Below are 25812 nucleotides of genomic sequence, written 5' to 3'. Positions count from 1 at the left end.
TTCCACAAAATTCCAAACCAAAATAACTTGTAAACATCTTCAACCCGCTTATAATTCTATTGTCCGGGCCGGCAAAATCGCCTCAGCCCTCAAAATTCTGGATCAGAATATAAACTCAATCGAAAGGACCAGAAAGTGAAACACACCGCAACCCTCTTCATCACCATCCTGCTCACCACAGCCATGCTCGCACCAGCCGCCGAACCCCAGACCACCACAGGCCAAATAACCGACGTCACCGTCTACCACGGCCAGGCACTCGTCACCCGTACACTCGACCTCGAACTGCCCACCGGCACATCGGAAGTCGTCGTCGATGATCTGCCCAACCACATCCTCCCCGACAGCATCTACGCACTCTCCGACAACGGCACAAAGGTCATCAGCATCCGATACCGCAACCAGCCAGTCGAAGAGGACACCCGCCAGGAGATCAAGGAGCTCGAAGAAAGGATCGAGCAGGTCAATAACGAGATCACCGAAGCCAACCGCCAGAAAATGATCGGCCAGGACATGAACGTCTTCTACAAAGGTCTCTGGGGCCTCTCCGTCGACGGCACCGACGCCGATCTCGAACATGGGTTGATCAAAGCGAATGAAATAGAAAAACTGACCATGCACCTCGAGGACCGCTACGTCGAATGGCACAACCAGATGACCGAAATGATGTTCCGCATAAACGAACTCAACCAACAGCTCGACTTCCTCAAACGCCAACGCGACGAACTCAACGCCGGAAGCTCAAAAACAAAACGTCAGGCCGTCCTCTACCTCCAGTCACCCAGCAAAACCCAGGCAAATGTAACCGTCAACTACCTCGTCAACGGCGCCAACTGGATCCCCAGCTACAACCTCCGCGCCGTCCCCGACGAATCCACGGCCCGCATCGAATACAACGCCGTCGTCAACCAGACCTCCGGAGAGAACTGGAACAACGTCGCCGTCGAACTCTCCACCGCCCAGCCGACAATGACCGCAACCCCGCCGACTCTACAGCCGATGGAAATAACGCTTAGTGCCCGCACTGGTCGAACCAACCAGCCCCCGACGAAGTTTGGTCTCCCCGCCATGCCCGGCATGAAACATGATCAATCAGCCGTATCCAACCTCCGCAGCTTGAACTCCGCACGCCAACGTGCCTCGCAGGGCGGCGTAAAGGCCCAGCAGCAGCTCGAAAAGCTCGCCATGGGCAATCAGATGCTTGAATTCAGCATGGCTGCTGACGAAGTCAAAGCCTTCAAAAAAGCGATCGCCGAGACCCCGCTCGTCGAAGGCATTTCAGTCACTTACAAACTCCCCGGCCGAATGACCCTGCCAAGCCGTTCCGACCAGCAGATAGTAACCATCGCAGCATCAGACGTCCCAGCAGAATTCACACTCGTCGCGACCCCGCTGCTCACCGACTACGTCTACCTGCAAGGTGAACTCACCAACAGCTCAGACATCATCTTCCTGCCCGGCAAAGCCTCAATCTTCCGCAACGGCGAATTCGCGGGCACAGGCGACATGCCCCTCGTCACCGTCGGCGAAAAATTCACCACCGGCTTCGGCGCAGACTCACAGGTCCAGGCCGTACGCCTGCTCGAAGACAAAATCACACGCATCCAGGGCGGCAACCAGATCGACACCTACACATACAAAATAACCATCAAAAACTACAAAGACACCGAAACCAGCCTCCGCCTGCTCGATCGCCTGCCCTACACCGAAGACAAATCCATCCGCATCGAACTGACCGACGCTAAACCAAAACTCGCCGAGAAGAAACCAGAAAAAGGAATCCTCACCTGGAACCTCACCCTGCCGCCCGACACCACCGCCGACAATGCCACAACCGTCTCATACACCTACACCATGGAATACGACAAATCAATGCGAATAAACACGAAATAGCCCCACCCAAAAGAAAGGTGCCGCACCCAAAACGCGGCACCTTTCTTTTGACTCAATCTTTTGGAATGTGCTCACAATTCAAATATATCCCTACTTTCGCCGCACTCCCCAGCCGCATAATTTCACAGTTCGCCGAGAATGGACCCAACGGACAGTTCGTCGGAGGCGCGGCTGTTAAATTTTGCGGCGGCACAACTGAACGTTTGCTATTATTTCTTGATAAGCTTTTCCTCATCCAGCCCACCAGCCCCAAATGATCACCGCACCAGCAGCGACACTCAACACCACATTAACCGTCCGCAACTTCTTACGCATCCTCCTGGGCCACCGCCACAACCCAGCCACCGAATAACCACCCTGCCACAATACCAGCCCGAACAGCGTCACCCCCGCGACCCCATGCTCGACACCCTCGCTGAATCTCCCCTTCACCATCGCAGCAAATCCTCGCGACATACCGCACCAGAAACACTCGCCCCCTCCCGCACCGTCCAGCATGCAGTGCACACCCCACTTCCACCCAGCAAAATGCGTCCCTACATCATCCACCTCAAATAACACCCCAGCCGCCACCAGCCCCGCGCACACCCCAAGCACTCCCCAGTACCACCACTTCACAAATCGCTTACGAATCCGCACCGAAGCTTACCCGCTAAACAATGACAAAAGCCGACCTAAACATATCAAACTGAAAAAACACGCCGACCACACCGCCGCAACTTCTACATCAATCGCCCCGCTCACGCAAACATTTCCCCGAGCCGAGCGCAAAAAAAACTGCGCCGCCGACCATCGCCAGCGACGCAGTTGAAATTTTCACGAATTTACTAGAAGCTGTTTCAAAACCGCTTCTGGACTACTCAGTAGTCTCAGCATCCGCATCCTGTTCAGTCGCTTCGTCCTGCTCCAGTTGCACAGCGTCAGAAGCATCGATCGCCGCAAGCTTCTCATCGACCTGATCCTCAAAACCTGTTCCCTGAACCCATTCGAGAACCATCTCAGGATTCTCTTTGATCCACTTCTTCGCATTCTCGTAAGGCTTCGATTCCTGCTTGTTCCAGTTCATCAGCTCCTGCATGTCAGCAGGTTCCCACTTGAACTGGTCCAGGAACATTTCAACCTTAGGCATCTCATCTTTCAGACCCTTACGAACGATAGTGTGGATCTCTTCCGCACCACCGTAAACATTCTTCGGGTCCTGCAGATAACGCAGATCCCAGCGGGTGAACTTCCAGTGAGGCGTCCAGCCGGTAACCACGATTGATTCCTCGTTCGCGATAGCGTTCGCCAGAGCACCGGTCATAGTAGCACCGCTTCCCTCGACAAGCTCGTACTCGTCAAGGCTGTACTCTTCCATCGCCGTCTCGGTCTTAGACATGATTCCGGCACCGGGATCGATACCGATGATCTTTCTGTCGAACTGATCGGCATACAGCTTCAGGTCTTCGATCGACTGTGCTGGCGCATAGTCCGGAACGACAAGACCGATTTTAGTACCGACCAGGTTTGCACCCAAGTCGACCACCGTGTCCTTGTTGTTTTCCAGATAATGCGAGTGAGTCGTCGGCAGCCATGCAGCCACCAGACCGTCCATGTCACCAGTTCCGACAGATTCCCACATTGCCGCAGCACTTACAGGCGTGATCTCTGTCTCATAGCCCATAACTTCCTGAAGAACTGCCCTGACAACGTTCGTACTGGCAACTTCAGATGACCATTCAACATATACCAGCTCTACCGTGGGCGTGTCCTTTTTCTGGTCGCCCTCTTGTGTCCCTGTCATGGCAACATATATGCCGATCAGGACTACCACAATAACAATTGGGATAATTGCTTTCTTCATCGCTGAGTCTCCCTTACTTAATCCACTATTTTAGTTTTCAATTTATGCTGCTTGTTTTTTCTTAACATGACCTACAAGCCTGTCAAGTATGATCGCTACGATCACAATACCAATGCCGGCCTCAAATCCCTTACCGGGCTCCAGTCGCTGAATAGCTTCCCACACTCGGCCGCCAAGTCCTTTTGCACCAATCATCGCCGCAATAACAACCATCGACAGTGAAAGCAGAATAGTCTGATTGATACCCGCTCGGATAGAAGGCGCCGCCAACGGCAACTGCAGCTTGATAAGCTTCTGCATCCGAGTAGAGCCGAACGAATCCGCCGCCTCGCTGAGTTCAGAAGGAACCTGCTCGATACCAAGCGTCGTCATCCTGATCGCAGGTGGCATCGCAAAGATAACCGTCGAGAACATCGCCGATGTATAACCAAGACCGAAAAACGGTATCGCCGGTATAAGATAAACGAACGGCGGCAGCGTCTGCATAAAGTCCAGCACCGGCCAGATCGCGCTCTTGGCATGCTTAGACAATGCTGCCAAAACGCCCAACGGCATACCAAGCGATATCGCCACAAGCGTCGATATCACTACCAGCGCCAGTGTCTGCATCGTCGGCTCCCACAGGTTGAAATTATACAGCAGGTAAAGCCCCAAAAACGTAAATATCGAAAACTTCACACTGCGTTTGATCCAGAAAGCCAACGCGGTTATAAGCAGCATCAGCACGACCGGCGGAAAAAACGTCAGAAAATCCACGATGCTCATGACCAGCGAATTTACAAAGTCAGCCGTCGCAGACGTCTCCTGCGAGATCGCCCTGTTCAGCCACTCCAAACCATTGTCGATATAATCGCCTAATGGAAATCTCGGTATTTGAAAATCTGTCATAACTAAACTCCAAAAAAGAGTTCTATTCAATGTTGCCCCGCACGCGGACCGTTCTAGCTCTGATTGCCTTCCTCAGACAACGCGCCCAGCAGATGACCGATCACAATAACTCCCTTGAGCTTCTTGTCATCGTCCACCACTGCTACCGGCTCGCGATTCTCGACCATCATCCCAAGCACATCCTGCAGATTCGCATCGAGACCAACTGACTTGACATCCGAATCATGCATATGCGCTGGGTCCTTATCTCCGGCTTTCGCACATTCGCTCGCCTTTTCCGCACGAACGATCCCCTGCAATACACCGTGCACATCCGTAACGAATAACGTAGAAACACCGACTTCACGCATCTTGTGAAGCACCGTCCGAGGACCGTCACCGGTATGCGCAACCTCATGTATAGGCCGCATTATCGTCTCGGCCCGCAACACCTTCGACTTCTCAAGGTCCTCAACGAACCGCTCGACATAACGCGAAGCAGGATTCGTCAATATCTCTTCCGCCGATCCGATCTGTACGACCTTGCCGTCCTTCATCAGCACAATACGGTCACCCATATTAACCGCTTCACTCAGATCGTGCGTAATAAACAATATCGTCTTGCCAAGCTTCCTCTGCAGATCGATCAGCTCATTCTGCATATCCGTCCTGATCAGCGGGTCAAGCGCACTCAGCGCTTCGTCCATCAGAATGATCTCAGGATCGACCGCCAGAGCTCTCGCAAGCCCAACTCTCTGCTGCATACCACCCGAAAGCTGTCTCGGAAGCTGGTTCTCCCATCCCTTCAGCCCGACCATCTCCAAAGCCTCCATCGCCTTGTTAGTACGCTGGGACTTCTCAACGCCCATGATCTCAAGACCGTACTCACTGTTCTCCAGTACCGTACGGTGAGGCAGCAACGCAAAATGCTGAAATACCATCCCCAGCTTCCGCCGGCGAATATCGAGCAGTTGCTTGCGATTCATTGAAGTGATCTCGTCGTCGCCGATATAGACCCGCCCGCTCGTAGGTTCTATCAACCTGTTAACGCACCTTACCAGCGTCGACTTACCACTTCCAGAAAGCCCCATCACAACGAGGATCTCGCCCTTCTCCACCTCGAAACTGACATCCGCGATCCCGATAGTCTGCCCCGTCTTCTCACGTACATCCTCACGGTTGAGACCTTCTTCAACGTATGGCAATGCGGATTTTGGATGCGAGCCGAATATCTTCGCTAATTTTTCTATTCTCAATAATGACATCGTTACAGGCTCCTATCCGTGTTCATTTATCGATCGTTTGATGACCGGCCCACTCAAATAACCGCCGGCCGGATCATCAAAGGACCGCTTTAAATTCTTAGAAGCTGTTTCAAAACTGCTTTTGGCTTCTAATCAAGCCGTCCTGAATAAAAAAGGCTGAGCAGACGGGGCTCGGCATTCACCGGCCCCGCCATACTCACCACTTAATATCAAAGAGCTGCTCTTACAGCTTGACTGTTAGAAGTAGTACCCAACATTAACGTTGAACCGTGTCTGCCAGTCGCCGCCGTCAGCACCGGAACCGTCAGCAAGACTGTTCGTCCAGCCGCCAGTCAGCCATGGATGCCTCTTACCCATAGCAAAGTCGACATATACAAAGAACCTGTTCAACGCGAAAGACATACCGATTACATTCTGGTACGAATTCTCAAAGTCGCTGTCGTCCTTGAACAGTACCGAGTAGTCGTTGTAAACATTGATCTCCTCGATCTCACCCCAGTTAACCGGGATAGTCTTCTGGATACCGGCAACCAGCATCGTTCCCGTTGCCGCAACGTTATAAGGAGCGTCATACGCACCCATAACAACTATATCTTCCGACACACCTGCGGGATTGTCAAGGTTATAGTCATACCGGATAGCTTCCAGCTTCGCATCCCACGGACCATACTGACCGTCAAGGTGCAGCCCAAGAGCATAGTGTTCGCCGTACTGATCGGTATCGTTATTCTTGATGGCCGAATACTGACCCGAGAAACCGAGCTCACTTACAGCGTCCGGACCGTGCTGAGCAGTGTATGCCACACGACCGTTGAACTGATGACGTTCTTCATTGGCTGAATTCAGAGAATCCGATTCAACTACATCATAGGAATACCTTGCACTGTCCTTGCTGTAACCGCGTCCCTGACCCTCATCCATCGGATAGTACGCAAGCTGCATGTTCCAGTCGCCGTCGTTCTTGATGTACTTGAAACCAAGATCATAATCATCTTCCAGACCTACATAGTAAGGCAGTTGGAAGAACCAGTTGTGCGATGCATACGGCAGAATACCGAACGGCACCTGTTGTACACCGGCCTGGATCTGCTCTTCGTCGGTGAACTCATAACCCAGCCATGCGTGATGGATGAAGCTGTAAGATTGACCTGTACCACCCCGATTCTGAGGAATGTACCACCTGTACTCAGCAGAACCGATCCACGGATCAGCGTCGACCAGGTCGAAGTTAACACGCAACGTATCAAGATCAACATCGCCTTCAGTGTCATCGTTCCAGTCCTTGTTGTAGTAGTTGAACCGGAAAGCACCGCCGACCTTGACCTTGCCGAACTGCAGCGGGATCAACTGTTCGTCCCAGCTCTTCTCGACAGGAGTCTGTTCACCGTACTCCTTCGGCTCGACGATCTCAACATTCGTGTCATTTTCCTGATCCTGCTCAGCAAACGATGCTGGAGTCAGAACCAAACCAAACACAACAAGAAACAAAACCAGATAATGTCTCACTTGCTGCCCCTTTCAAATAGAGTAATATCTTTTTTAAACGCTTAAATTCATCGGACTCCGTCTCTGCAGGTTGGTCCGTGCTGCCGCATCTTACACCTCGCCCTTTCGCGCTAAAGTGATGCCCCCCCGACCTGCAGTTCATAAAAATGCTATAGGCCATCAACTCTAATCTCAAGGATAAATCCAAAAAAGTCATCAAAACTAGTCGCCAATCGGAGGTAATAACCAAAACACCCCAACTGACACTCCTTATAAGCAAGGTACTCTATGACATCAAAACACACAATGTTAAATTTGCTGTCTTTACCACAAAAAATCCCGCTGTACAGCTTCTGAAGGCGGTTTTCACAGAAACTCGACAAATATACCTACTTCATAGAGACTACACCGTCATGAGTCTCTGCAAAACAAAACACCTTCACTCTTTGCATCCGACCCCGCATTACGGTAACATAGACTGACCGTAAAAAAACTTTGCAAAAACGTCTCTAGGATCGTCAAACAACAGCGAACTGTAAGAAAATCCCTCAAAAGATGGAAAATTTCAACCCACAACAACTCGGCAAGCTCCTCCTGATCATCGCCGCCTTCATCGCCCTGCTGGGCCTGGCCATGATCCTCCTGCCCCGCCTCGGCCTGTTCAAACTCCCCGGCGACATCTTCATCGATCGCAAAAACTTCAAGTTCTACTTCCCCCTCGCAACCTCAATAATCCTCTCCATCATCCTCACAGCCATCTTCTGGCTCATAAACCACTTCTCAAAATGACCCGAAAACCAAACAAAAACCACCCAACCCTCTTCGACCTCAGCGAACACCCGCGCACCTCCAAGAATACAAAAAATCCGTCACCCCGGCCTGCGAGCCGGGGCCCAGAGAACACCACGGGGGCGCATGCACGGTCAAGTCAAATACATCAGCAAATGACCGATACCGCAACCAAGGCCCATCTCATATGCACCGAACCCGAACCCACCCCAAAACCCGAACAGCCGACCCGAAATGAGCAACCCTCCCTATTTGCCACCCCCGCGCAGGCGGGGGCCCAGCATAAAACAACCATCGCGAAGCGATTCCATTCTTCAAAACCCGAGCAGGCGACCCAGCCTGCGAGAGACCACCCAGCGAACAAAACGGACCACCCAAACACCGCCCCACCTGAGAAAATGTCATTGCGAGGAGCCGAAGGCGACGCGGCAATCTCAAAGCCAAAAAATTTAAATGGCTCGTCCATCCCCGCATGGCAGCCCCCAAACCTCGACGCACTCTTCGCCCGCCTAGCAAGCTCAAAATTCCGCTCCCGCTTCCGCCTCAAGAACCGCGAACTCGCCTACCTCCAGCAAAAGGGCCTGCCAACCATCATGGAACACGCCCGCGACTTCATCACCACCCGCATCGCACCCGCCGACCCGCCCAACGACGGCAAACAAACCCCCTTCCGCAATCACCCCGTCTTCATAGCCCAACACGCCACCGCCACCTGCTGCCGCTCCTGCCTCCAAAAACACCACAACATCCCAAAACACACCCCAATAACCCCAACCCAGCAAACCCACATCCTAAACACCATCCAACAATGGCTAAAAAAACAAATCGAATTTAATTAGCCGCCACAGTCCCTTGATCATCCCAATTACCATCGCAGAAACACCCTGCAAAACCCATTCTATCAGGGTTGAGGGGCCAAACACGCAAACAATAAAACGGTGTCATTGCGAGCCGCCAAAGGCGGTGTGGCAATCTCAAAGCCGATAATTTTCGACAGCTCATACAAAACAAACTGCACCCAACACCACTCCCAGTAGAAGAGAAAGAATAACCCTAATCCCACCAGACATACAAATCCGGATTCCTCTCACGCAATTCTCCAATAACCTGCTGAGCCTCTTCCATATTGGGTAATTTACTATCCAACTGCAAAAACCATAGCTCGCTCAATTCCGCAACAGGGGCAATGCTCTTGATTTTATTCCCACTTAAACACAACGCCCCCAGCTTCTTCAAATGAGCGACTTCTTCAATGCTCGATAATCGATTATCTCTCACATCCAAACTTGTAAGCGAGCTAAGCACTTTTATTCCCGCCAAGCTCTTAAGCTTATTGTTTCGTAAACGCAGACTCTTGATCCCTATAAGTTCTTCCGCATCGTCCAGACTCGCAATCCCATTCCCCTCAGCATAGACAGTCTCAAGCTCACTCATTCCTCCAAGTACCTTGAAGTCTGAGAACCCAGTATTGCTGAGAGACACGTTTTTGAGCTTCTTCAGAGCAGATAACGGTCGAAAATCTTTGATTGGATTGTCATCCAAGTGCGCAATTTCAATGTTCGGCAGTCTCTTTAGAAATGAGATGTTCGATATATGATCATTTTTCAAATACAGTTCTCTTAAAGTATTTCTGCTGTTGATTGTTCTAACGTCAACTGAATTGGCATCAGCAATATCAAGCCATTCAAGATGTCGCAATTTTGAGAAACTCGGGAACTTTAGCGCCTCAACTCCTTTAATTGTAAGCCCCTTTAGTGAAGTCATCTCCCCTATAAATGCCAGGTTTTTCTGGCCCTTAAAATTTTTTAAACTAAGGATACGGAGTCCTTTCAACGCTTTGATCGAAGACAAATCGTTGACACTTGAATCCCTGATAGAAATCATTTTAAGGTTTGGCAGCTTGCTCACGAAATCAATTTCTTTCAGATCGGATTTCGAAATCACAAGGACTTCACAGCTTGTGTTTAAAGAATCTGAATTCCATAGAATCTTTGTGCAATCAAAAAGCATTAAACACCCCAGACTTGGTAACTCTGAGACCGGGCTCATATCAACTTCTTGGCTTTTCGCCAGACCTAACGTTTCGATATTGGCCAACTCCTCTAATCCGCCAAGATCATTTAACCCGTCAAGCCCGATACTGCTTAAATCCGATTCCGGATTCTCCTCTAGCTCCTCCAGCAACTGCTCCCGCAGCTCAGCATTCTCGATCCCCTCCACGATCGATCGCACATCCTCCGCCTCCTGCTCCACCGCAAACACAGCCCCGCTAACCACCAAAATAACAGCAAATACCAATAAACGTCTCATATCATCAATCCAAATCTAACCGCAACTCGTCTTTCAAACATGAAGACGCACCACCCGCAACAACGTAACAAAAAATTTCGTCCCCTCTAATATCGCGGCTCCACCCCCAGCAAATGCCGCACAAAATAATCCGCCCTGCGCCGCCGCCCGTACGCCGACCCGCCCGCACCATGTCCGCCCCCCGGAAACACGATCAGATCGAAATCCTTATCCGCCCGAATAAGCGCATCCACCACCTGCATCGTACTCGCCGGATCCACGTTCTTATCCAGCTCCCCCACCGTCAGCATCAGCTTACCCTCCAGCCCCTTCGCCAGCGTCACGTTCGAATTCTCCGCATACGACTCATCCACAGGCCACCCCATCCACTGCTCGTTCCACCAAATCTTGTCCATCCGATTGTCATGACACCCGCAGTCCGCAACCGCCGCATCATAAAAATCCCCCTGCGTCATCACCGCACACGCAGCACTCTGCCCCCCAGCCGACCCGCCGTATATCCCCACCCGCGACACATCCATCCAAGGCCGATCCTTCGCCGCAGCCTTCATCCACGCGATCCGGTCCGGAAATCCGCTGTCCTTCAAATTCTTCCAGCAAACATCATGAAACGCCTTACTCCGCCCGTTCGTCCCCATCCCGTCGCACTTCACCACGATAAACCCAAGCTCCGCCAGCCGCTGTTGCCCATAGTACGACCGGAACCCCTTTGGCGTAAAGAACCCGTGCGGCCCAGCGTAAATACTCTCGATCACCGGATACTTCTTGCTTGCATCAAAATTCGTCGGCCGCCATATCACCCCGTAAATATCCGTCTCGCCGTCCCGCCCCTTCGCCGCGAACCGCTCCGGCACCTGCCAACCCGTCGCCAGCAGCGTACTCCAGTCCGCCCGCTCCAGCTCACACACCAGCTCCCCGTCCTCACTCCGCCGCAGCTCATGCACCCCCGGCATATCCACCCGCGAATAGCTGTCCACAAAATATTTCCCGTCCGGCGAAAACTCAACCTCATGCGTCCCGTCCCCCTCCGTCAGCACCGTCAACCCAGTCCCGTCAAAATTCACCCGCGCATAATGCACATAGTACGGATCCTGCCCCGGCAAAATCCCCCCAGCCTTGAATAATATCTCACGCTTCGCCTCATCCACCCGCACAACCTCACGCACAACCCATTCCCCCTTCGCGATCCATTCCTCAACCTCATCCGCCTTCGCCCCTCCTCTAACCGCCGCCGTAGGCCGACCTGTACCCACACTGCCATCACCCCCGCACACAAGACCGTCATTGCGAGCGGCAAAACCCCGTGGCAATCTCAACCCCGACGACCCCAACAGCCCGTCCTTATCTGGACCGACCGCCGCAAATTTGTCATTCCCGCCAACAATTGTCACCCCGGACTTGATCCGGGGTCCAGAGAACGCATCGCCCCCGCATGCACGCACTGCACCCACATCACCAAATGCCCCGCCATTATTGTCATCCGCCGCAGACGGACCCAGCATAAAATCAGCCGCAAATTTATCATCCCCGCCAACATCTGTCACCCCGGACTTGATCCGGGGTCCAGAGAACACATCGCCCCCGCATGCACGCCCTGCACTCGCATCACCAAATGCCCCGCCACCACTGTCATTGCGAGGAGCGAAGCGACGTGGCAATCTCAATCCCGACGACCCCAACAGCCCGTCCTCATCTGGACCGACCGCCGCAAATTCATCATCCCCACCAACAACTGTCACCCCGGACTTGATCCGGGGCCCAGAGAACGCATCGCCTCCGCATGCACGCCCTGCACTCGCATCACCAAATGCCCCGCCATTAGTGTCATCCCTCCCCATAACGTCATCCGCCCCAGGCGGACCCACCATAAGATCAACCGCAAATTCATCATCCCCGCCAACAACTGTCACCCCGGACTTGATCCGGGGCCCAGAGAACACATCGCCTCCGCATGCACGCCCTGCACTCGCATCACCAAATGCCCCGCCATTAGTGTCATCCCTCCCCATAATGTCATCCACCGCAGGCAGACCCAGCATAAGATCAGCCGTCGCGAAGCGACTCCTATTTCCCTTCTTACCTAACTTTCCTTCGTGTCCTTCGTGCCTTCGTGGTGCCCCACCCGTGATCCGGCACTTAACCTCCCCAGTATTCGCGTCATACAAATAAAGATGGTTCCACCCGTCACGCTCGCTCATCCATATCATCTCCCCCGTCTTCTGCATATACCGATAATACATCTTGCTCGAATAGCATATAAACGTGTCGCTCCGCTCATCGATTATCGCCTCCGCCTTCCCCGTCTCCGCATCCACCGCCACAACCCGCAGCACCTGGTGCCCGCGCTGATTATACACAAACGTAAACCGCCCCGAATCCCCATCCCACGCCAGCCGCGTAATGCTCCACGGATTCTCGAACAGCTCGTTACCAACCTCCACATCCGCTCGCTCCCGCAGATCGAACAGGTAAGGCCGATCCAGCGGTATCTCATCCCCCGGCTTCAAGTAATCGATCGTATGCAGCTTGGGCTGCACCTGATCTCTCGGCGAAGACTCCACCATATAGACCTTATGCTCCTCGCCCTTCTTCGTCCGCATCACCACCAGCTTCCGCGAATCCGGCGAAAAATAAAACTCCCCCGTATAAGGCCGATCCGCCGTCCCGTCCCTGCTCAACTGCACCTCCTCACCCCCGTCCGTCATCCGCACCCAAACGTTATGCTCACGAATGAACGCCCGCACCTCTCCATCCGGACTAACCGCCCGATCCCGCCGCGTGCGCTCCCGCCGATCTTCCTTCTCCTCGACCTCCACGTCCTTCCCGATCAGCGCCGTCCCCGCCTTGCGTTTCGCAACATACTTCGCGATCGCCTCCCCCATCTCATCCGCCGCGACCCACACATGCCCCGCATACGTATGCTGCTCCATCTGATCCCCAGGGCCCAACTTGCCGTAACTCTGCCGATCCCCCCGCGAATCCAGCCAGAATAGCTCCACCGTCTCATCAGTGCAGTTGACGAACGTCACCGAACTATCGTACCTCGCTCCCCCGCTCCGCTCAGGCCCCTCCCCCGGCTCGATCGCACGCAGCAGCCCCCCGTCATCATACCGCACAAACTCAACCTCATCGCCCTCCGCATCATAACGCCACACCTTCCCCCGCCTCGTAACCTCCACCCACTCATCCCCCGGCCCAAACTTCAGCTCATCGATCCCAAGCCGACCCGCCCGAACGTCCGCCTCCCCAGCCTTCCGAAACGCCTCCGCCATCCGCTCATGATCGAACGCGGCCCCCTTCTCGCCCTTCTCAGCATCCACCAGAACATACTCATACGCCCCGTCCCCGTGATCCGCACGATACCACATCCGCCCCCCGTCAAGCCAGTGCGCCTCCAGCTTCGACCCAACAACCTTCCCCCGCGTCATCCCTCGCAGCCGATTCGCCCGAGCATAATCCTCTGCCGAACCGCCCGCAATCAATACCCCGCACATCAAAAAAAGAACTCCCGCCAAAACACCGCAAACTACCCGCCCGCCAGGATCACACCGAAACATAAAATAACCTCACAAATCAAAAAGGATCACCCACAATAAAAAACCAGCACCCCAATAATACCCAAACCACCCCAACCCCGCAAAACCTTTTTCAACGCAACCCATCACCAAAATACCAAAAAAAACGGCCGACGAAACCGCCGACCGTTCTTAATTAACTTACCGACTTTAATCAAACTACCGCCGTCGCGCAGGCGTCCACGGAGTATCCCTCCTGTCCGTCTCGACAACCTCCACAGGCTGTATCGAAACCGCGTCATATATCTCTGAACGCACCAGCGAAATATGCGGCTCAGACAGCCACTCCTCAACCTCCTCCAGATCATGCCGCAAACCCTCCAGCTCCGTCCCTCTGAAGGTCGTCAACCCGCGAGTATTGCTGGCTGGTGGCCTTCTCACAGGTGTGCGTCTGTTTGGTGTACGTCCTCTTGGACGATTTGGCATGCTTCGGGTAACTATTCCTTCAACCGACAATGACAATGCATCTATCTTGCCCGGCAGCTCACTAAGATCCTTCGCTTCATCCCGCATCTTCTTCACGACCTCGAACTCATTCTCAGCCGCCTTCAGTTCCGCCTTGAACTCCAGCTCCTTCGGCGTACCCGCATAAACCTCCGCCTTCGGCCCCAGCGCCGCGATCGCCAGCTTCAGCTCCTCCATCCGCGAAGTCAACCTCGTCGCTGCCTCCCTCGCCTCAAGTGCCGACGTATATATCGTGCTCTCCTTGACCTTCTCGAGCCGCTCGCGGTATTCCTCGATCAGCTTCTCATTCTTTTCCCGCTTATCTTTAAGCTCTGCTATCTTCCCCTGCAGTTCCTCCATCCTCTGCCGCTTCTCCTCGATAAACTGTTCGCCGTAATCCCGCGCAAACTGAGCAAACGCCTTCACCATCAGCTTCGTATCCTTCTCACTCACACCGAACACAACCCACGTTTGCGCACCATACCGAGCGTACAGCCTCTGCAAACATCGCGGCGCGCTCGTATATTTCAAAAAGTCCCTCTGCTCACTGCTGAACCCCTCAGCCGCTTCCGTCGACAAAATACCGTTGACGAGATCGATCGACTCGACATTCCTGGAAATATCCCTGTCCGTCCTCATCATCACCTTCGCCGCATACCCCGGATCCACCGGCCCCCTCTCAAAAGGCTCGATCCGCCACTCATACACCGGCTCGAACATCACGAACTCCACCTCCTTGCCCGCGATCTCCATCACATCTGCCGCTCGCTCCCCACCGGCATCCGACCCCTCTTCAGCCGCCAACACGGCACCGCCCCACAACGCGATTACACAACCAACAACCGCCAGAACCACAAACATCTGCAAAGTAACCTTACCGCTCATTCTATTGCCTCCATTAAAAAATAAATCGCTGTTATGTTTTCGAAATTCAATCACTACATCCCAGTCCCATGCCGTGCACTAATCTCCACACTAAACACCTCAATCTTATCATCATAAACCTGCGGCTTACCGTCACCTTCAACCGCCCTCTTCAAACTCCGCTCCGTCCGTTCCAATCGCTCTCGCTCATCCTTCAGTTCCGAATCAAAAGCTCTAATCGAATGCTGCAATCGATCCATCCGCCCCGGCAGCCTCGCAAACTCACTCGCCGCCTTCCGCATCTCCTCCGCCAGACGATACTCCCCGCTCGCGGCACTCAGCTCACCCTGCACATCAGCTTTCTTCTTCTCGTACTCCACAACCGCCTTGAGCAGCTCCGTCTTTATGTCAGCATACCTCTCTTCTTCGATCATACCCGTAAAAGTCGCAACCGCACGAGCCGCCGCCAGCCCCTTCGCCTCCAGGCCTGCGATCTTAAGCTTCAGCTCCTCCATCCGACTCGTCAGCCGACCAACAGCCTGCCCCGCTTCATCCGACTCCGTATAAATACTCTCCGCCTTGACCTCCTCCAACTGACCTTCCAACACCGAAAGCTCCTCCTGTTTCTGCTTCTTATCCCCCTCCAGCCTCTCGATCTCACCAGAAAGCCCCTCTTTCTGTTCCTTTAATGAATCAATCTGGCCTCTCCTCAAATAATCAAGATACTCAAAAAAAGCTCTAACCATCAGCTTCACATCTCTCTCACTAACCGCATAGAGCCGCCATTGCCTATACCCTTCGATCCGAGGTCTAAAGCCGGTCGTGCTCGAAGTCGCATCACAGTATTTCAAATATTTTTTCTGTTCGTCACTGAATCTCTCACCCGAAGGCATCTCACCAGCCTTATCCTCAAATTCATCCTCAATAATCCCCAGGCTATATTTTAAATGAAAACGAGCCATGAACTGAGGCTCGATCGGCCCCCGATCCATGACTGAGTCTTTTCCAACCGTATAGGGTTTCTCAACCTCCACAAACTCAACCCCCTCAAGCCCCGTACCTACAACCGCATCCGCCCGCTCATCCTGCGTCCGCGAACCCGCTTCCTCCACCGCCTCCACGGCAAACCCCGCTCCGCCCCAGAACCCCGCAAAACACAGAACCGCCGCAATAACCGCAACCCGAAACTTCACCTTACCGCTCATACTTGCCTCCCTGAAAAATAGAAGATCTGCAAAAAGCCGCCAAAAAAACCGGCCCTGCACAACATCAGACACCAATTCAGCCAAAACGTTACGGAAAAAATCTCCCTCCGCAAAAAAACGCCCGCACAAATACAAAACCGAACCGACAAACCCGATTATACCCGATAAATACAGATATGCAAGAAAACACCGCCCCCGACATCCCCAATTTATTGATGATCAGCCCCCGTAATACCCCCTCGCCCTCTCCGTCACCCGCCGGATAAACTCCCCCTTCGCCTCCGTATACGCAACCCGGGCCCCGCCGTGCTCCCGCTCCAGCCGACGCTTCAGTTCCGCATACTCCCCCGCAACCTCAACATGCTCACGCAGATAATCACGAAACAGCAGCCTCTCCCAGTGCTCAAACCCCGGCTCCACCATGTGAATATGATGTGTCCGCCGCCCCTCCCCGTCCCGCTTGATAAACCACGCATAAAAAGGATCACCGTCATCACCCCACGTCGGCCGCCAGAAATACTCATACCCCTGCCCCTCCAGCACACCCGCAACCTCCCGCTTCACCCGCTCCAGGTCAAACACCTCCACCAGCATATCCACGATCGGCTTCCCAGCCAGCCCCTCCACCGCCGTACTCCCGAAATGCTCGATCCGCCCCACCAGATCCCCCGGCAGACACGCCCGCAGATGCTCCCGCTCCGCCTCAAACATCCCCTGCCACCGCGGATCATACTCAACCACCTCCACGCGCTCCGCCACCACACGCGCAACCTTCTCCGCAAGCGTCTCACCCTCTCGACCGTCAGCCATCACTCCCCCTTCGACCTCACCATCCCCGCGATCCCCGCAACACCCAAACCGATCCCCGCAAGCGACAACGGCACCGAAACCGCCAGCACCCCAAGCCCCGCCATCAGCGACCTATACAGCACGCTCTTGCGAAGCGAAAACACCCGCGCCTCGAACTCACCCGCAACACTCAAAACATACCGCCCAGGCTCGTCCACCTCGAAAACACCCACCGACTTCCTCTCCGTGCTCGGCGTACTCACCGAACTGTTCATCGCCGCATCCATCTCCACATCTCCAACCCCCGCCGGCCCGACAAACGACATACTGATCCCGCTCGGCAGATCCTCATCCACCGCAAAAGTCTGCCCCTTGTAAATCGATTCATACTCGTTCCAAAGCACATACCGCCCAGCTTCCTCGATCTCCACCCGCACATTAGCCGGCGCAACAAACCGCGCCGCAGGCTCCGCGCTCACCATCGGATAAAAGAAAAACACAAACCCCGCCACCGGCACAACCAAACCGCCCAGCACAAACAAAACCACCCCAACCACCAGTTTCTTAACATCCCTGCTCATAACCTGCCTCCAAATTAAAAACGTTCATAGTGAAACAACGGTAGAAATCATACATGTTAAAACCTGCTCCACCGGACTCCCCAGCCGCATAATTTCACAGCTCGCCGAGAATGGACCCTCCCAAAAGTTCGTCGGAGGCGCGGCTGTTAAATTCTGCGGCGGCCCAACTGCATGCTGCCCATTATTCCTTGATCAAAAAAAAATGCCGGACCGACTTCCAAAACAGTACGGCCCAGCAAAAATTATCTCACAATATTTTATCAAGCCCGCCTCACTCAAAACCCCGGCGTCCGCTCAAACACCAGCAGCAGATCCTCATCATCCGTCACCAGCTCGCTCACCGGCGTCTTCTCGATATACTCCGCAACCTCCTCACCCGAAGCACTCACCTCGACCACATCCCAAGGCCGTCGCGAACTCTCGTCCTTCTCCTTAACCGTCCCCGCAAGCTCACCGCCCTCAACAGCCGCCTTGAACTTCTCCAGCGACAGCATCCGTATCTCCAGCCGACCATCCTCACGCACCTCGTAATTCATAATGAAATAAGGCTGTTCCTCTTCCATCCGCCGCTCACCCATAACCTGCTTCTGGGCACACAAAAAACTCTCGCCCAGATCAACACTGTAAACCTCGAACATATCGACCGCCGCTCCGTCCTTGCTCTTTATCCCGAAAGCAAAAACAGCATCGAACTTCTTACTCTCCGCCCTCGGCAAAAAGGATACCTGCTGAACCGTCCCGTCCTCCAGCGTCCGCCACCAGCACCCCAAAAGCTCACCGCTTACCTCCTCGGCCCGCGATTCGGGCAGCGGATTCTCAAACTCCGGCAGACACCCAGCCGACACCATCAAAACACAAACACACCCACAAATTACAATTGTTCTCAAAGTACCCATCACAGATCTCCCTCTAATACATGATCCCACTAAATCCCTACGCCCAAAAGCTCATGATAACTGAAAAACTAAAATCAAAGCCTGGCTTTACAATATATATCTTACCTTTAAGCCCTCCTCGATTCAACATTTTTCCCGTCGCCGCTCACCAATCCACCACGACAACACCTCTCAGCCCTGCCGCAGATCAGTAGCGCCTCCAACTGTCCAGCTCCCTGTAAAAAACCTTCGTATGAAAATCGTCATCCTCGCTCAGCCTGTCGATCCCCTCATCGTCTATCACCCGCGTCACCCGCTCACTCGACGAGGTCACCAAAATCGTATCATAAAAAACTCCCTCGTCGGGATTGCGCACCACCACCTCCCCCTCCAGATCCCCATCGTCTATCACATCCTCGATCTCATCGAGCGAAAGCATACGTATCGTTAGCACATCATCATCCACCTCGTACCCCACAATATAAAAAACTCTCTCCTCCGGCAGAACGTTCGGCTCATCCTTCACCCGCCTGCGAAAGCACAAATAATCATCACCGTCTATCAATGCACGATAACCCTGATAAACCTCCACATTCGCCCCGCCGTACCGCTCGCGAAGATCGATCCCGTACACGAACACGATATCCACCCAGTCGCTCAGCTCCCGCGGGAAAAACGAAACCTGCTGCACCTCCCTGCCCCCGATCCTACGCACCCAGTTACCCAGCACCCTGTCATCCATCTGCCGCGAAAGCGATGTACTGATCGGACTGACAAACTCCGGATAACACCCGCCCCCATAAAACACCACCGCCAGCAAAAACAACCCAGCAGCCGCTCGACGAAAATCCCCCGCACAATGCCAACCATAATATCTCGCAGTAATGCCCATAATTCGCCCCCTTTCTAATAGAACCACCCCCATCCCCCGCAAAACTCAATTATCCCCCAGAACCAGAACCCCACAAGGTAAAAAATCCCAAATATGCCAACCCCCCCCTGGGCCGCCCAAGAAAAGGCGAACAAAGCTGATGCAAATCACGTTTGAAAGAGTAACGCCGCAACCGATACAGTCAGATTCTAACGGCCTCAGACATTCATAGGAGCTGAGTATCTGCTGCTCATGCCGTTGCATGTAAGTATGTCTACCCCGAAAAGTAATTGAAAAATGAAATAAAGATTTTACATTTAACTCCCTTTTTGGTACTAATTACACGTAGACTATGCCTGAAGGCGCGCAAAAACAATTATGTAGGTTCAAGGGAAGATAACTTGGATTAAATTGGGTTCTTTCTGAGTATTTTTAACAGTAACTTATACAGGTCATCGTGTCGATGGTTAAATCTAAATTCACATTCTTTCAAGTGCAGAGCAAAGGTACCTTTGCTGATTCCTCGAAACTTATTGAGCCGACCTTTGGCAATCGCCCAGAAGTTCTCAATGCCGTTGATGTGGTTGCGGCCTTCAGCAAATTCGTTTTCACCATGTTTGACGCGATAGTGCTTCTTGTAGCCAAAGTCAACCAGGCCGTCATAGGTTTTGAAACCATCGGTATACACGGTCGAGTCCTTGTTAACCTTTTGCTTTATAATGGGCATCAGAGTGCTTTTAGAGCAGTTTTTGACCACCTGGGTATAGACCTTGCCGCCGCGTTTGATCAGGCCGAAGACAATATGTTTTCCCTTCGCGCCGCGACCTCGAACACCACGTACGCGTCGGGCTCCGAAATAGCTTTCGTCGATCTCAATCTCGCCGACGTCAAACGGACTTTGCTGCTGACAGTATTCGGCGATCCGTATTCGAATTTTGTAAAGAATAGTGTTGATGGTCTTTCTAGAAAGACCTGTCAGCTCTGCAATTTTGCTGGCCTCAATATCCAAGGCGAACAGCTTGACAATCTGCCGGAATTTGGCCTCTGAAATTTTTGAACGCTTTTTGTACTTGTTAATCATTGTGGGATAATAACTTAACGTCATTTTCAGTCAAGTTATCTTCCCTTGAACCATTATGTATTGTGAAGGGCAAAGAGAATGAAACGAAAAGCTTTCACCCTAATCGAGCTCCTGGTAGTTATCGCAATAATCGGCCTTCTTATGTCTATCATGCTGCCCGCATTGGGCAAGGTCAAAGAAATGGCTCGCATGACAGTCTGCAAGACCAATCTAAAGCAGTACGGCCTCGCGATGAATATGTATCTCGCCGACTATAACCAGAAGTTCCCGAACCCCATGACCGCGATTTATAAAAGCTGGATCCCCCCGGCGACCCGGAACTGCCAGTGGCACGACAGAAATACCATGCCGACAGTCACTCCCTCCAACGCCGGACCGTTGTGGAGCTATCTCGCCTCTGCAGACGCCCACATGTGCCCCACCTTCAAGAGTATCGGAAAGCAGTACGGTGCGGACCATTTCGACCACGACGAGGATATCCCCATCGAACCGCAGTATGCTTACAGCCAGAACGCCTACCTGGGAACGACACATCTAAGGTCCTCCAACATCACCCGAATGAACTCACAGGTAGCTGTTTTTGTGGAGGAATCGATGTGGCAAATGGGACAGGGTGGCTCGAAAGATATTTGTTCGCATGTTCTCAACGACACTAACTTTTTCGCTCGGCACCCAAATGACTCTTTCGGCCAGGTCGGCGACAGCATCGGGACCTATCATAACAATTCCGGATTGTCATCCAGAATGGAAGTAGGCAGTCAAGGAGCCATTCAAACCAAAAGCGGCGGAGTCGGCAACGTAGTCTTTGCCGACGGCCATGTCGATCACGTAGATCCTTATGAAAGCGAAACAATAAACGGCATGCAATTCACTAAAAGCTATCTGACTGCCTACCCCGGCAGAGATATAAAAAGCAAGACGTGTCCGTATTAGAGGCACAGAGCGCGTTTCCCACAAAACCAGACACCGCCTGAACAGCAGCCAGCACTATAACCCGCTCTTGCGCACACTTAAGCACCTCCAGAAGATATTACATTGCTTCTGTCGGATGTTTATCAAAATGAGATGAATACTCAGCAACACACTTCAATCTCCCCATCTTTTGATAGACCGACAATCACCCCACCACCAAACCACAGTCCGAACCACCAAAAACCCTCTCAAATGCCACAAACTCTGGTAAAATAAGCCCCTGCCGTTATAATAGATTTCGTTATGATCAAAACCCGCACCACAACCGCACATAGGAACTGGGAGGAGTAAACGTAGTGCAAGGAATTTTTCGCACATTTGATTTGTTGTCCTTCGTTGGTCATGGCTTATCGTCCTGATCACCCCCATGGGGGTGAAATTTTTTATCGGGCTAAATGGCTTCGGCTATCGCTTCGTTCTGCATTTCTCTTAGCCGATCCATATTCATGTATCTTCGCGTGCCCCATTTCGTCCCGGCAATGTGTCTCAGACGAGCAGCGGCTAACATCAAGGCTGAGTTGCCGTCCGGGAAGCAGCCGACCACTCGCGACCTGCGGCGTATCTCACGCATGATCCGCTCCAGCGGATTGTTCGTGCGGATCTGTCGCCAGTGTTTCCGCGGGAAGTGATAGTAGCTGAGTGTCTCCTGGGCACCTTCACGAACTCGCTGGGCAGCCCTTCGCAGCTTCATGCCATCAAGCTTGTCGGCGACGGCATGAGCTTTCTTCTTTGCTTCTGCGAGGTCCTCCTGTGCATGGATCGCTTTTAGCATCGCAGATACCTCCTGCATCTTTCCTCGCGGCACGACCGAGAATACGTTCCTGTAAAAATGAACCGTACATCTCTGCCAGCGTGCGTCGGGAAAGAACTCGCCCAGCGATTCGACCAGGCCGAGGCACTTATCCGAAACGACCAACTGAACACCCTTGAGCCCGCGTTGCTTGAGCGAACGCAGGAAGCCGCTCCAGCCGTCTCGATCCTCTTTGCCGCCTTCTACGACGCCAAGGATGTCGCGATAGCCGTCCTTGCCCACACCGATCGCAACGAGCACAGAGACGTTGCGAACCTCGCCGCCCCAGCTTCGTTTCAGGCAGATGCCGTCGAGGTAGACGTATGGATACTCGCCTTCGATCCTTCGGTTCCGCCACTCGTCGATCCGCTCGTACATCTTCTGGTTAAGATCGCTGACCGTGCCTGCACTGACCCGCATGCCCCACAGGGCCTCGGTTATATCTTCCACGCGGCGGACCGAAACGCCCGCCAGGTACATCTCCATCAGTGCCTCTTCGACGCTAGCTTCGCGTCGGCGGTATCGCTCGATGATCGCCGACTCGAACTTTGCCCTGCGAAGCTTTGGCATCTTCACCTTGACCTCGCCCGATCTGGTGTGCAGATTTCGCTTGTAATGACCTGCCCGGCTGTTGACTCGCTCTGAGGTCCGCTCGTAGCGTTTGGCATTGCAGAGCTGATCCGCCTCTGCATCGAGCATGTTGTTGAGCGTCTGCTCGACGGTGCTGCGGACCATCTCGCCGAGGTGGTTTTGAATCTGCGATTCGTCAATTTTAATAGCTTTGTTCAAGTCCGCAACCGATCTGTCCGATTCATTCTTCTGCATCGTAAGTCCTTTCTCTGGCAAAATGGTAAGTATGTACTGTAAATACCATCGACCAGCGAAAGGACTTTTTTAATCCACTTCAAAAATGTGGTCGCGGTAGGGACTGTGATTGCTCACAGCCCCCCGCACAGATCCGTACGTGCGGGATTACCGCATACGGCTCCTGCCTTGGGTCATAACGTGCAGCCTTTAAACGAGCTTGGGGATATGCGTGCAAGATTCTCGGTTTAGGAAGCCATCTATCCATCAGCTTGTACATTCGACTCCAGGTCATCCTGCTTCGCTGACTGCGCCGTCGCAATGCTCTGAACCACAGCCAGGCAACCCGCCGTCTGAACTTGCCAAGATAACGAAAGGTATTCGGAACAGCATAATAGCGGTACCAGCCACTCACCACAGAGTGGAGCCATCGCCCCATTTCCGGTATGGACGTATACCTGCGTATTTTCAACTGCTCCTTGATTTCCTTCAGCTTTGCCTGCACACGCTTGCGAATTGGGAGTCTAAGCAGCTTGAAAGTGCCTTTGCTTGATTTGGCACAGATGTGCGTAAAACCAAGAAAGTCAAAAGTTTCAGGCTTGCCTTGACCTTTAGCCGCCCTTCTCTCTGCCGCAAAACGGCCGAATTGAATCAGGCGGGTCTTGTCGGAATGCAATTCCAGATTGAACTTGCAAAACCTGCTCTGCATATCTTTCCGGAACCGCATTGCGTCCGATTTGTACTGGAAGCCCACCACGATATCGTCTGCGTACCGGACCATGATAACATGGCCTTGGCCGTTTCGCTTACGCCATTGATGGGCCCAAAGGTCAAATACATAGTGAAGGTAGATGTTTGCCAGCAGAGGGGAAATACTTCCTCCCTGTGGAGTACCTTCTTTAAACTGTACTCGCCTGCCTTCTTCCAGCACACCAGCATTGAGCCACTTCTTTATGTGGCGAATTACTCGCTGGTCTCCAATCCAGTGCTCAATGAATTTTATAAGCCAACTGTGGTCGATAGCATCGAAGAATCCACATATGTCGGCATCGAGCACCCAGTTCACCTTGCGTTTGAGTATGCCGACTGTTACAGCATCAAGAGCATTATGAGCACTACGACCTGGACGGAAGCCGTACGAGAAGCCTTTGAAATCAGTCTCGTATATGGCATTCAGTACAGTTGTCGTGGCCCGCTGGACGATCTTATCCTCTATGGTAGTTATACCAATGGGACGCTGCCGTCCATCAGACTTTGGGATATAAACCCGCTTGACGGGTTTGGCTCTATATGCCCCGCGCTTTAGTCGGCTTGAGAGGTCTTGGAGATTTTCTTCCAAGTCTTCCCCATACTCCTGCCATGTCTTTTCGTCTACGCCTGCTGCTGCCTGTCTTTTGATGCTGAAATATTCTTCTCTGAGGCGTTCTACATTGTAGACATGGTGCCAAAGCGAGGTGAACCGCAGCTTATTGTCCCCGGCCGCTGCCTGCCGTATCCGTTCCAACGCACTTTGCAGGCCTGCCCGGCTCTGAGTCCGGCACCTGTTTTGCTGGGACGGATTGCCCTTGGTCAGTCCCCTTCCCTCGGCTCTCTCCGCCGACTGTAATGTATCACAATCTTTGTTCAAGAGCGTCTCCGGTACTATGGGACTGTCCGACTTCCTGTGCTCGTGCATCACTGCGTTGCTCCTTCTGGATTTGCAGTGCGAACCTTTCCAGATTCTTTGGATAAGGCTGAACACAGGATCTCCCAGTTCCTGTGCAAAGAGTTTCCATGCGTGCACGGGGTCTTCGACCGCGCGGAGTCTGAATATGCCTTGCGATAACGGCGTATCCAGTATTGCCTTCCGACAGTTTCGACAGCGTCGGCACTCCGATCTGTTACGCAAGAACTTACGCGGCTCAATACCCGGCCCGCATGTACCCCTGTCAACGCTTCAGATGTGTCGTTACCGACCCACCCACATGACTCGGGGCCAATGTGGCTCGCTAAACCTTCATTGTACGGCTCTCGCATCCGCTACTCCTTGCCAGTCTCCTGGCGCTTCCGAAACTTATCGTACGTTATCGGAGTAAATGAGAAAGGTTGTCTGGTACATTGCTACACTGTTTGTTGTTGCAATACTTCTTCTAATTGTATGGCGGTTAACCTGGCCGTTAACTCCTGAAAATTATACATTGGGTGCGCAAATCCAAACCGCAATATCTGACGCATATAAGACCGGCAATATAGACACAGCCATCGCTAGCTTAGAGGAGCAATCCGTAATTAAGCCCTCCAGTCCCAGCCAGGTGAATATGAACCGTGTCCTGATTGTTAATCCCAACCCGGATACTCCTCCTGGGGAGTTCGTAGCGATTTGGCACATAGATCTCTGGCATTCCCGTGACAAGGGTGCAGCGGTCCTGACAAATGAAGGCTACCTGAAGACAGAAATAAACTGGAAAAAACTAATCAAATCCGATATGGATTTAAAATTCTACAAAATCATATTGAAGTAGATTCATGG

20 protein-coding genes and 2 pseudogenes are annotated in these 25812 nt (G+C 52.9%); 5 read left to right on the top strand and 17 right to left on the bottom strand.

Features of this window, described 5'->3' with window-relative positions; genetic code table 11:
* Positions 1-135 precede the first annotated feature (135 nt).
* A complete protein-coding gene (locus STSP2_RS04865; RefSeq protein WP_146660367.1) occupies positions 136-1893 on the top strand; it encodes a DUF4139 domain-containing protein in 1758 nt (585 codons plus the stop codon).
* Between the two features lie 231 nt (positions 1894-2124).
* Here the strand turns inward: STSP2_RS04865 and STSP2_RS04860 are convergent, their stop codons facing one another.
* The 5 genes from STSP2_RS04860 to STSP2_RS04840 form a co-directional block, all read right to left on the bottom strand.
* Complete coding sequence (locus STSP2_RS04860) at positions 2125-2532, bottom strand: DUF2752 domain-containing protein (protein WP_146660365.1); 408 nt, start codon at positions 2530-2532, stop codon at positions 2125-2127.
* A gap of 217 nt (positions 2533-2749) precedes the next feature.
* A complete protein-coding gene (locus STSP2_RS04855) occupies positions 2750-3676 on the bottom strand; it encodes a glycine betaine ABC transporter substrate-binding protein (protein ID WP_418202206.1) in 927 nt (308 codons plus the stop codon).
* A gap of 102 nt (positions 3677-3778) precedes the next feature.
* On the bottom strand, positions 3779-4624 hold the full coding sequence (locus STSP2_RS04850; protein WP_146660361.1) for an ABC transporter permease: 846 nt from the start codon (positions 4622-4624) through the stop codon (positions 3779-3781).
* 53 nt (positions 4625-4677) lie between these two features.
* Positions 4678-5868, bottom strand: coding sequence for a quaternary amine ABC transporter ATP-binding protein (locus STSP2_RS04845; protein WP_146660359.1), 1191 nt, complete (start codon positions 5866-5868; stop codon positions 4678-4680).
* A gap of 237 nt (positions 5869-6105) precedes the next feature.
* Entirely contained in the window at positions 6106-7374 is a 1269-nt protein-coding gene (locus STSP2_RS04840; protein WP_205848003.1) for a porin, read from the bottom strand.
* A gap of 534 nt (positions 7375-7908) precedes the next feature.
* On the opposite strand from STSP2_RS04840, the gene STSP2_RS04835 reads away from it, so the two are divergent.
* Positions 7909-8142 (top strand): DUF2905 domain-containing protein, encoded by a 234-nt coding sequence (locus STSP2_RS04835; RefSeq protein ID WP_146660357.1) that lies wholly within the window; start codon positions 7909-7911, stop codon positions 8140-8142.
* Between the two features lie 464 nt (positions 8143-8606).
* Positions 8607-8981 (top strand): DUF4186 domain-containing protein, encoded by a 375-nt coding sequence (locus tag STSP2_RS18025; protein WP_418202205.1) that lies wholly within the window; start codon positions 8607-8609, stop codon positions 8979-8981.
* A gap of 214 nt (positions 8982-9195) precedes the next feature.
* Here the strand turns inward: STSP2_RS18025 and STSP2_RS04825 are convergent, their stop codons facing one another.
* The 10 genes and pseudogenes from STSP2_RS04825 to STSP2_RS04785 all read right to left on the bottom strand — a co-directional run bounded on the left by STSP2_RS04825 (position 9196) and on the right by STSP2_RS04785 (position 20737).
* Positions 9196-10452, bottom strand: a complete 1257-nt coding sequence (locus STSP2_RS04825; protein WP_146660356.1) for a leucine-rich repeat domain-containing protein — start codon at positions 10450-10452, stop codon at positions 9196-9198.
* Positions 10453-10538: 86 nt separating this feature from the next.
* Positions 10539-11651, bottom strand: a pseudogene (locus tag STSP2_RS18020) (prolyl oligopeptidase family serine peptidase); the annotation flags it as partial.
* Between the two features lie 927 nt (positions 11652-12578).
* Positions 12579-13724: pseudogene (locus STSP2_RS18015) on the bottom strand (DPP IV N-terminal domain-containing protein); the annotation flags it as partial.
* 462 nt (positions 13725-14186) lie between these two features.
* Entirely contained in the window at positions 14187-15356 is a 1170-nt protein-coding gene (locus STSP2_RS04815) for a hypothetical protein (RefSeq protein ID WP_146660352.1), read from the bottom strand.
* A gap of 53 nt (positions 15357-15409) precedes the next feature.
* Complete coding sequence (locus STSP2_RS04810) at positions 15410-16540, bottom strand: hypothetical protein (RefSeq protein WP_146660350.1); 1131 nt, start codon at positions 16538-16540, stop codon at positions 15410-15412.
* 219 nt (positions 16541-16759) lie between these two features.
* Positions 16760-17350, bottom strand: a complete 591-nt coding sequence (locus tag STSP2_RS04805; protein WP_146660348.1) for a GrpB family protein — start codon at positions 17348-17350, stop codon at positions 16760-16762.
* Positions 17350-17910: a hypothetical protein gene (locus tag STSP2_RS04800; RefSeq protein WP_146660347.1), complete on the bottom strand. Its 561-nt coding sequence runs from the start codon at positions 17908-17910 to the stop codon at positions 17350-17352. The genes STSP2_RS04805 and STSP2_RS04800 overlap by 1 nt, the downstream gene beginning before the upstream one ends.
* A gap of 275 nt (positions 17911-18185) precedes the next feature.
* Entirely contained in the window at positions 18186-18806 is a 621-nt protein-coding gene (locus tag STSP2_RS04795) for a hypothetical protein (protein WP_146660346.1), read from the bottom strand.
* A gap of 187 nt (positions 18807-18993) precedes the next feature.
* Positions 18994-19677 carry a hypothetical protein gene (locus STSP2_RS04790; RefSeq protein ID WP_146660345.1) on the bottom strand — a complete coding sequence of 228 codons (684 nt, stop codon included), beginning with the start codon at positions 19675-19677 and terminating at the stop codon, positions 18994-18996.
* A 385-nt stretch (positions 19678-20062) separates the two neighbouring features.
* Complete coding sequence (locus STSP2_RS04785; protein ID WP_146660344.1) at positions 20063-20737, bottom strand: IS1595 family transposase; 675 nt, start codon at positions 20735-20737, stop codon at positions 20063-20065.
* Positions 20738-20815: 78 nt separating this feature from the next.
* On the opposite strand from STSP2_RS04785, the gene STSP2_RS04780 reads away from it, so the two are divergent.
* On the top strand, positions 20816-21670 hold the full coding sequence (locus STSP2_RS04780; protein WP_146660343.1) for a prepilin-type N-terminal cleavage/methylation domain-containing protein: 855 nt from the start codon (positions 20816-20818) through the stop codon (positions 21668-21670).
* A gap of 430 nt (positions 21671-22100) precedes the next feature.
* On the opposite strand, the gene STSP2_RS04775 is transcribed toward STSP2_RS04780, so the two are convergent.
* A complete protein-coding gene (locus tag STSP2_RS04775) occupies positions 22101-23324 on the bottom strand; it encodes an IS256 family transposase (protein WP_146660342.1) in 1224 nt (407 codons plus the stop codon).
* Between the two features lie 79 nt (positions 23325-23403).
* Positions 23404-24978: a group II intron reverse transcriptase/maturase gene (gene ltrA, locus STSP2_RS04770; RefSeq protein ID WP_146660341.1), complete on the bottom strand. Its 1575-nt coding sequence runs from the start codon at positions 24976-24978 to the stop codon at positions 23404-23406.
* Positions 24979-25378: 400 nt separating this feature from the next.
* Between ltrA and STSP2_RS04765 the strand changes: the two genes are divergently transcribed.
* Positions 25379-25804 carry a hypothetical protein gene (locus tag STSP2_RS04765; RefSeq protein ID WP_146660340.1) on the top strand — a complete coding sequence of 142 codons (426 nt, stop codon included), beginning with the start codon at positions 25379-25381 and terminating at the stop codon, positions 25802-25804.
* Positions 25805-25812: the final 8 nt, after the last annotated feature.

Origin of the sequence: Anaerohalosphaera lusitana (assembly GCF_002007645.1) — a bacterium.
Taxonomy (GTDB): Bacteria; Planctomycetota; Phycisphaerae; order Sedimentisphaerales; family Anaerohalosphaeraceae; genus Anaerohalosphaera; species Anaerohalosphaera lusitana.
Note: the sequence above shows the minus strand (reverse complement) of the source record. Positions and strands in the feature narration are given on the sequence as shown.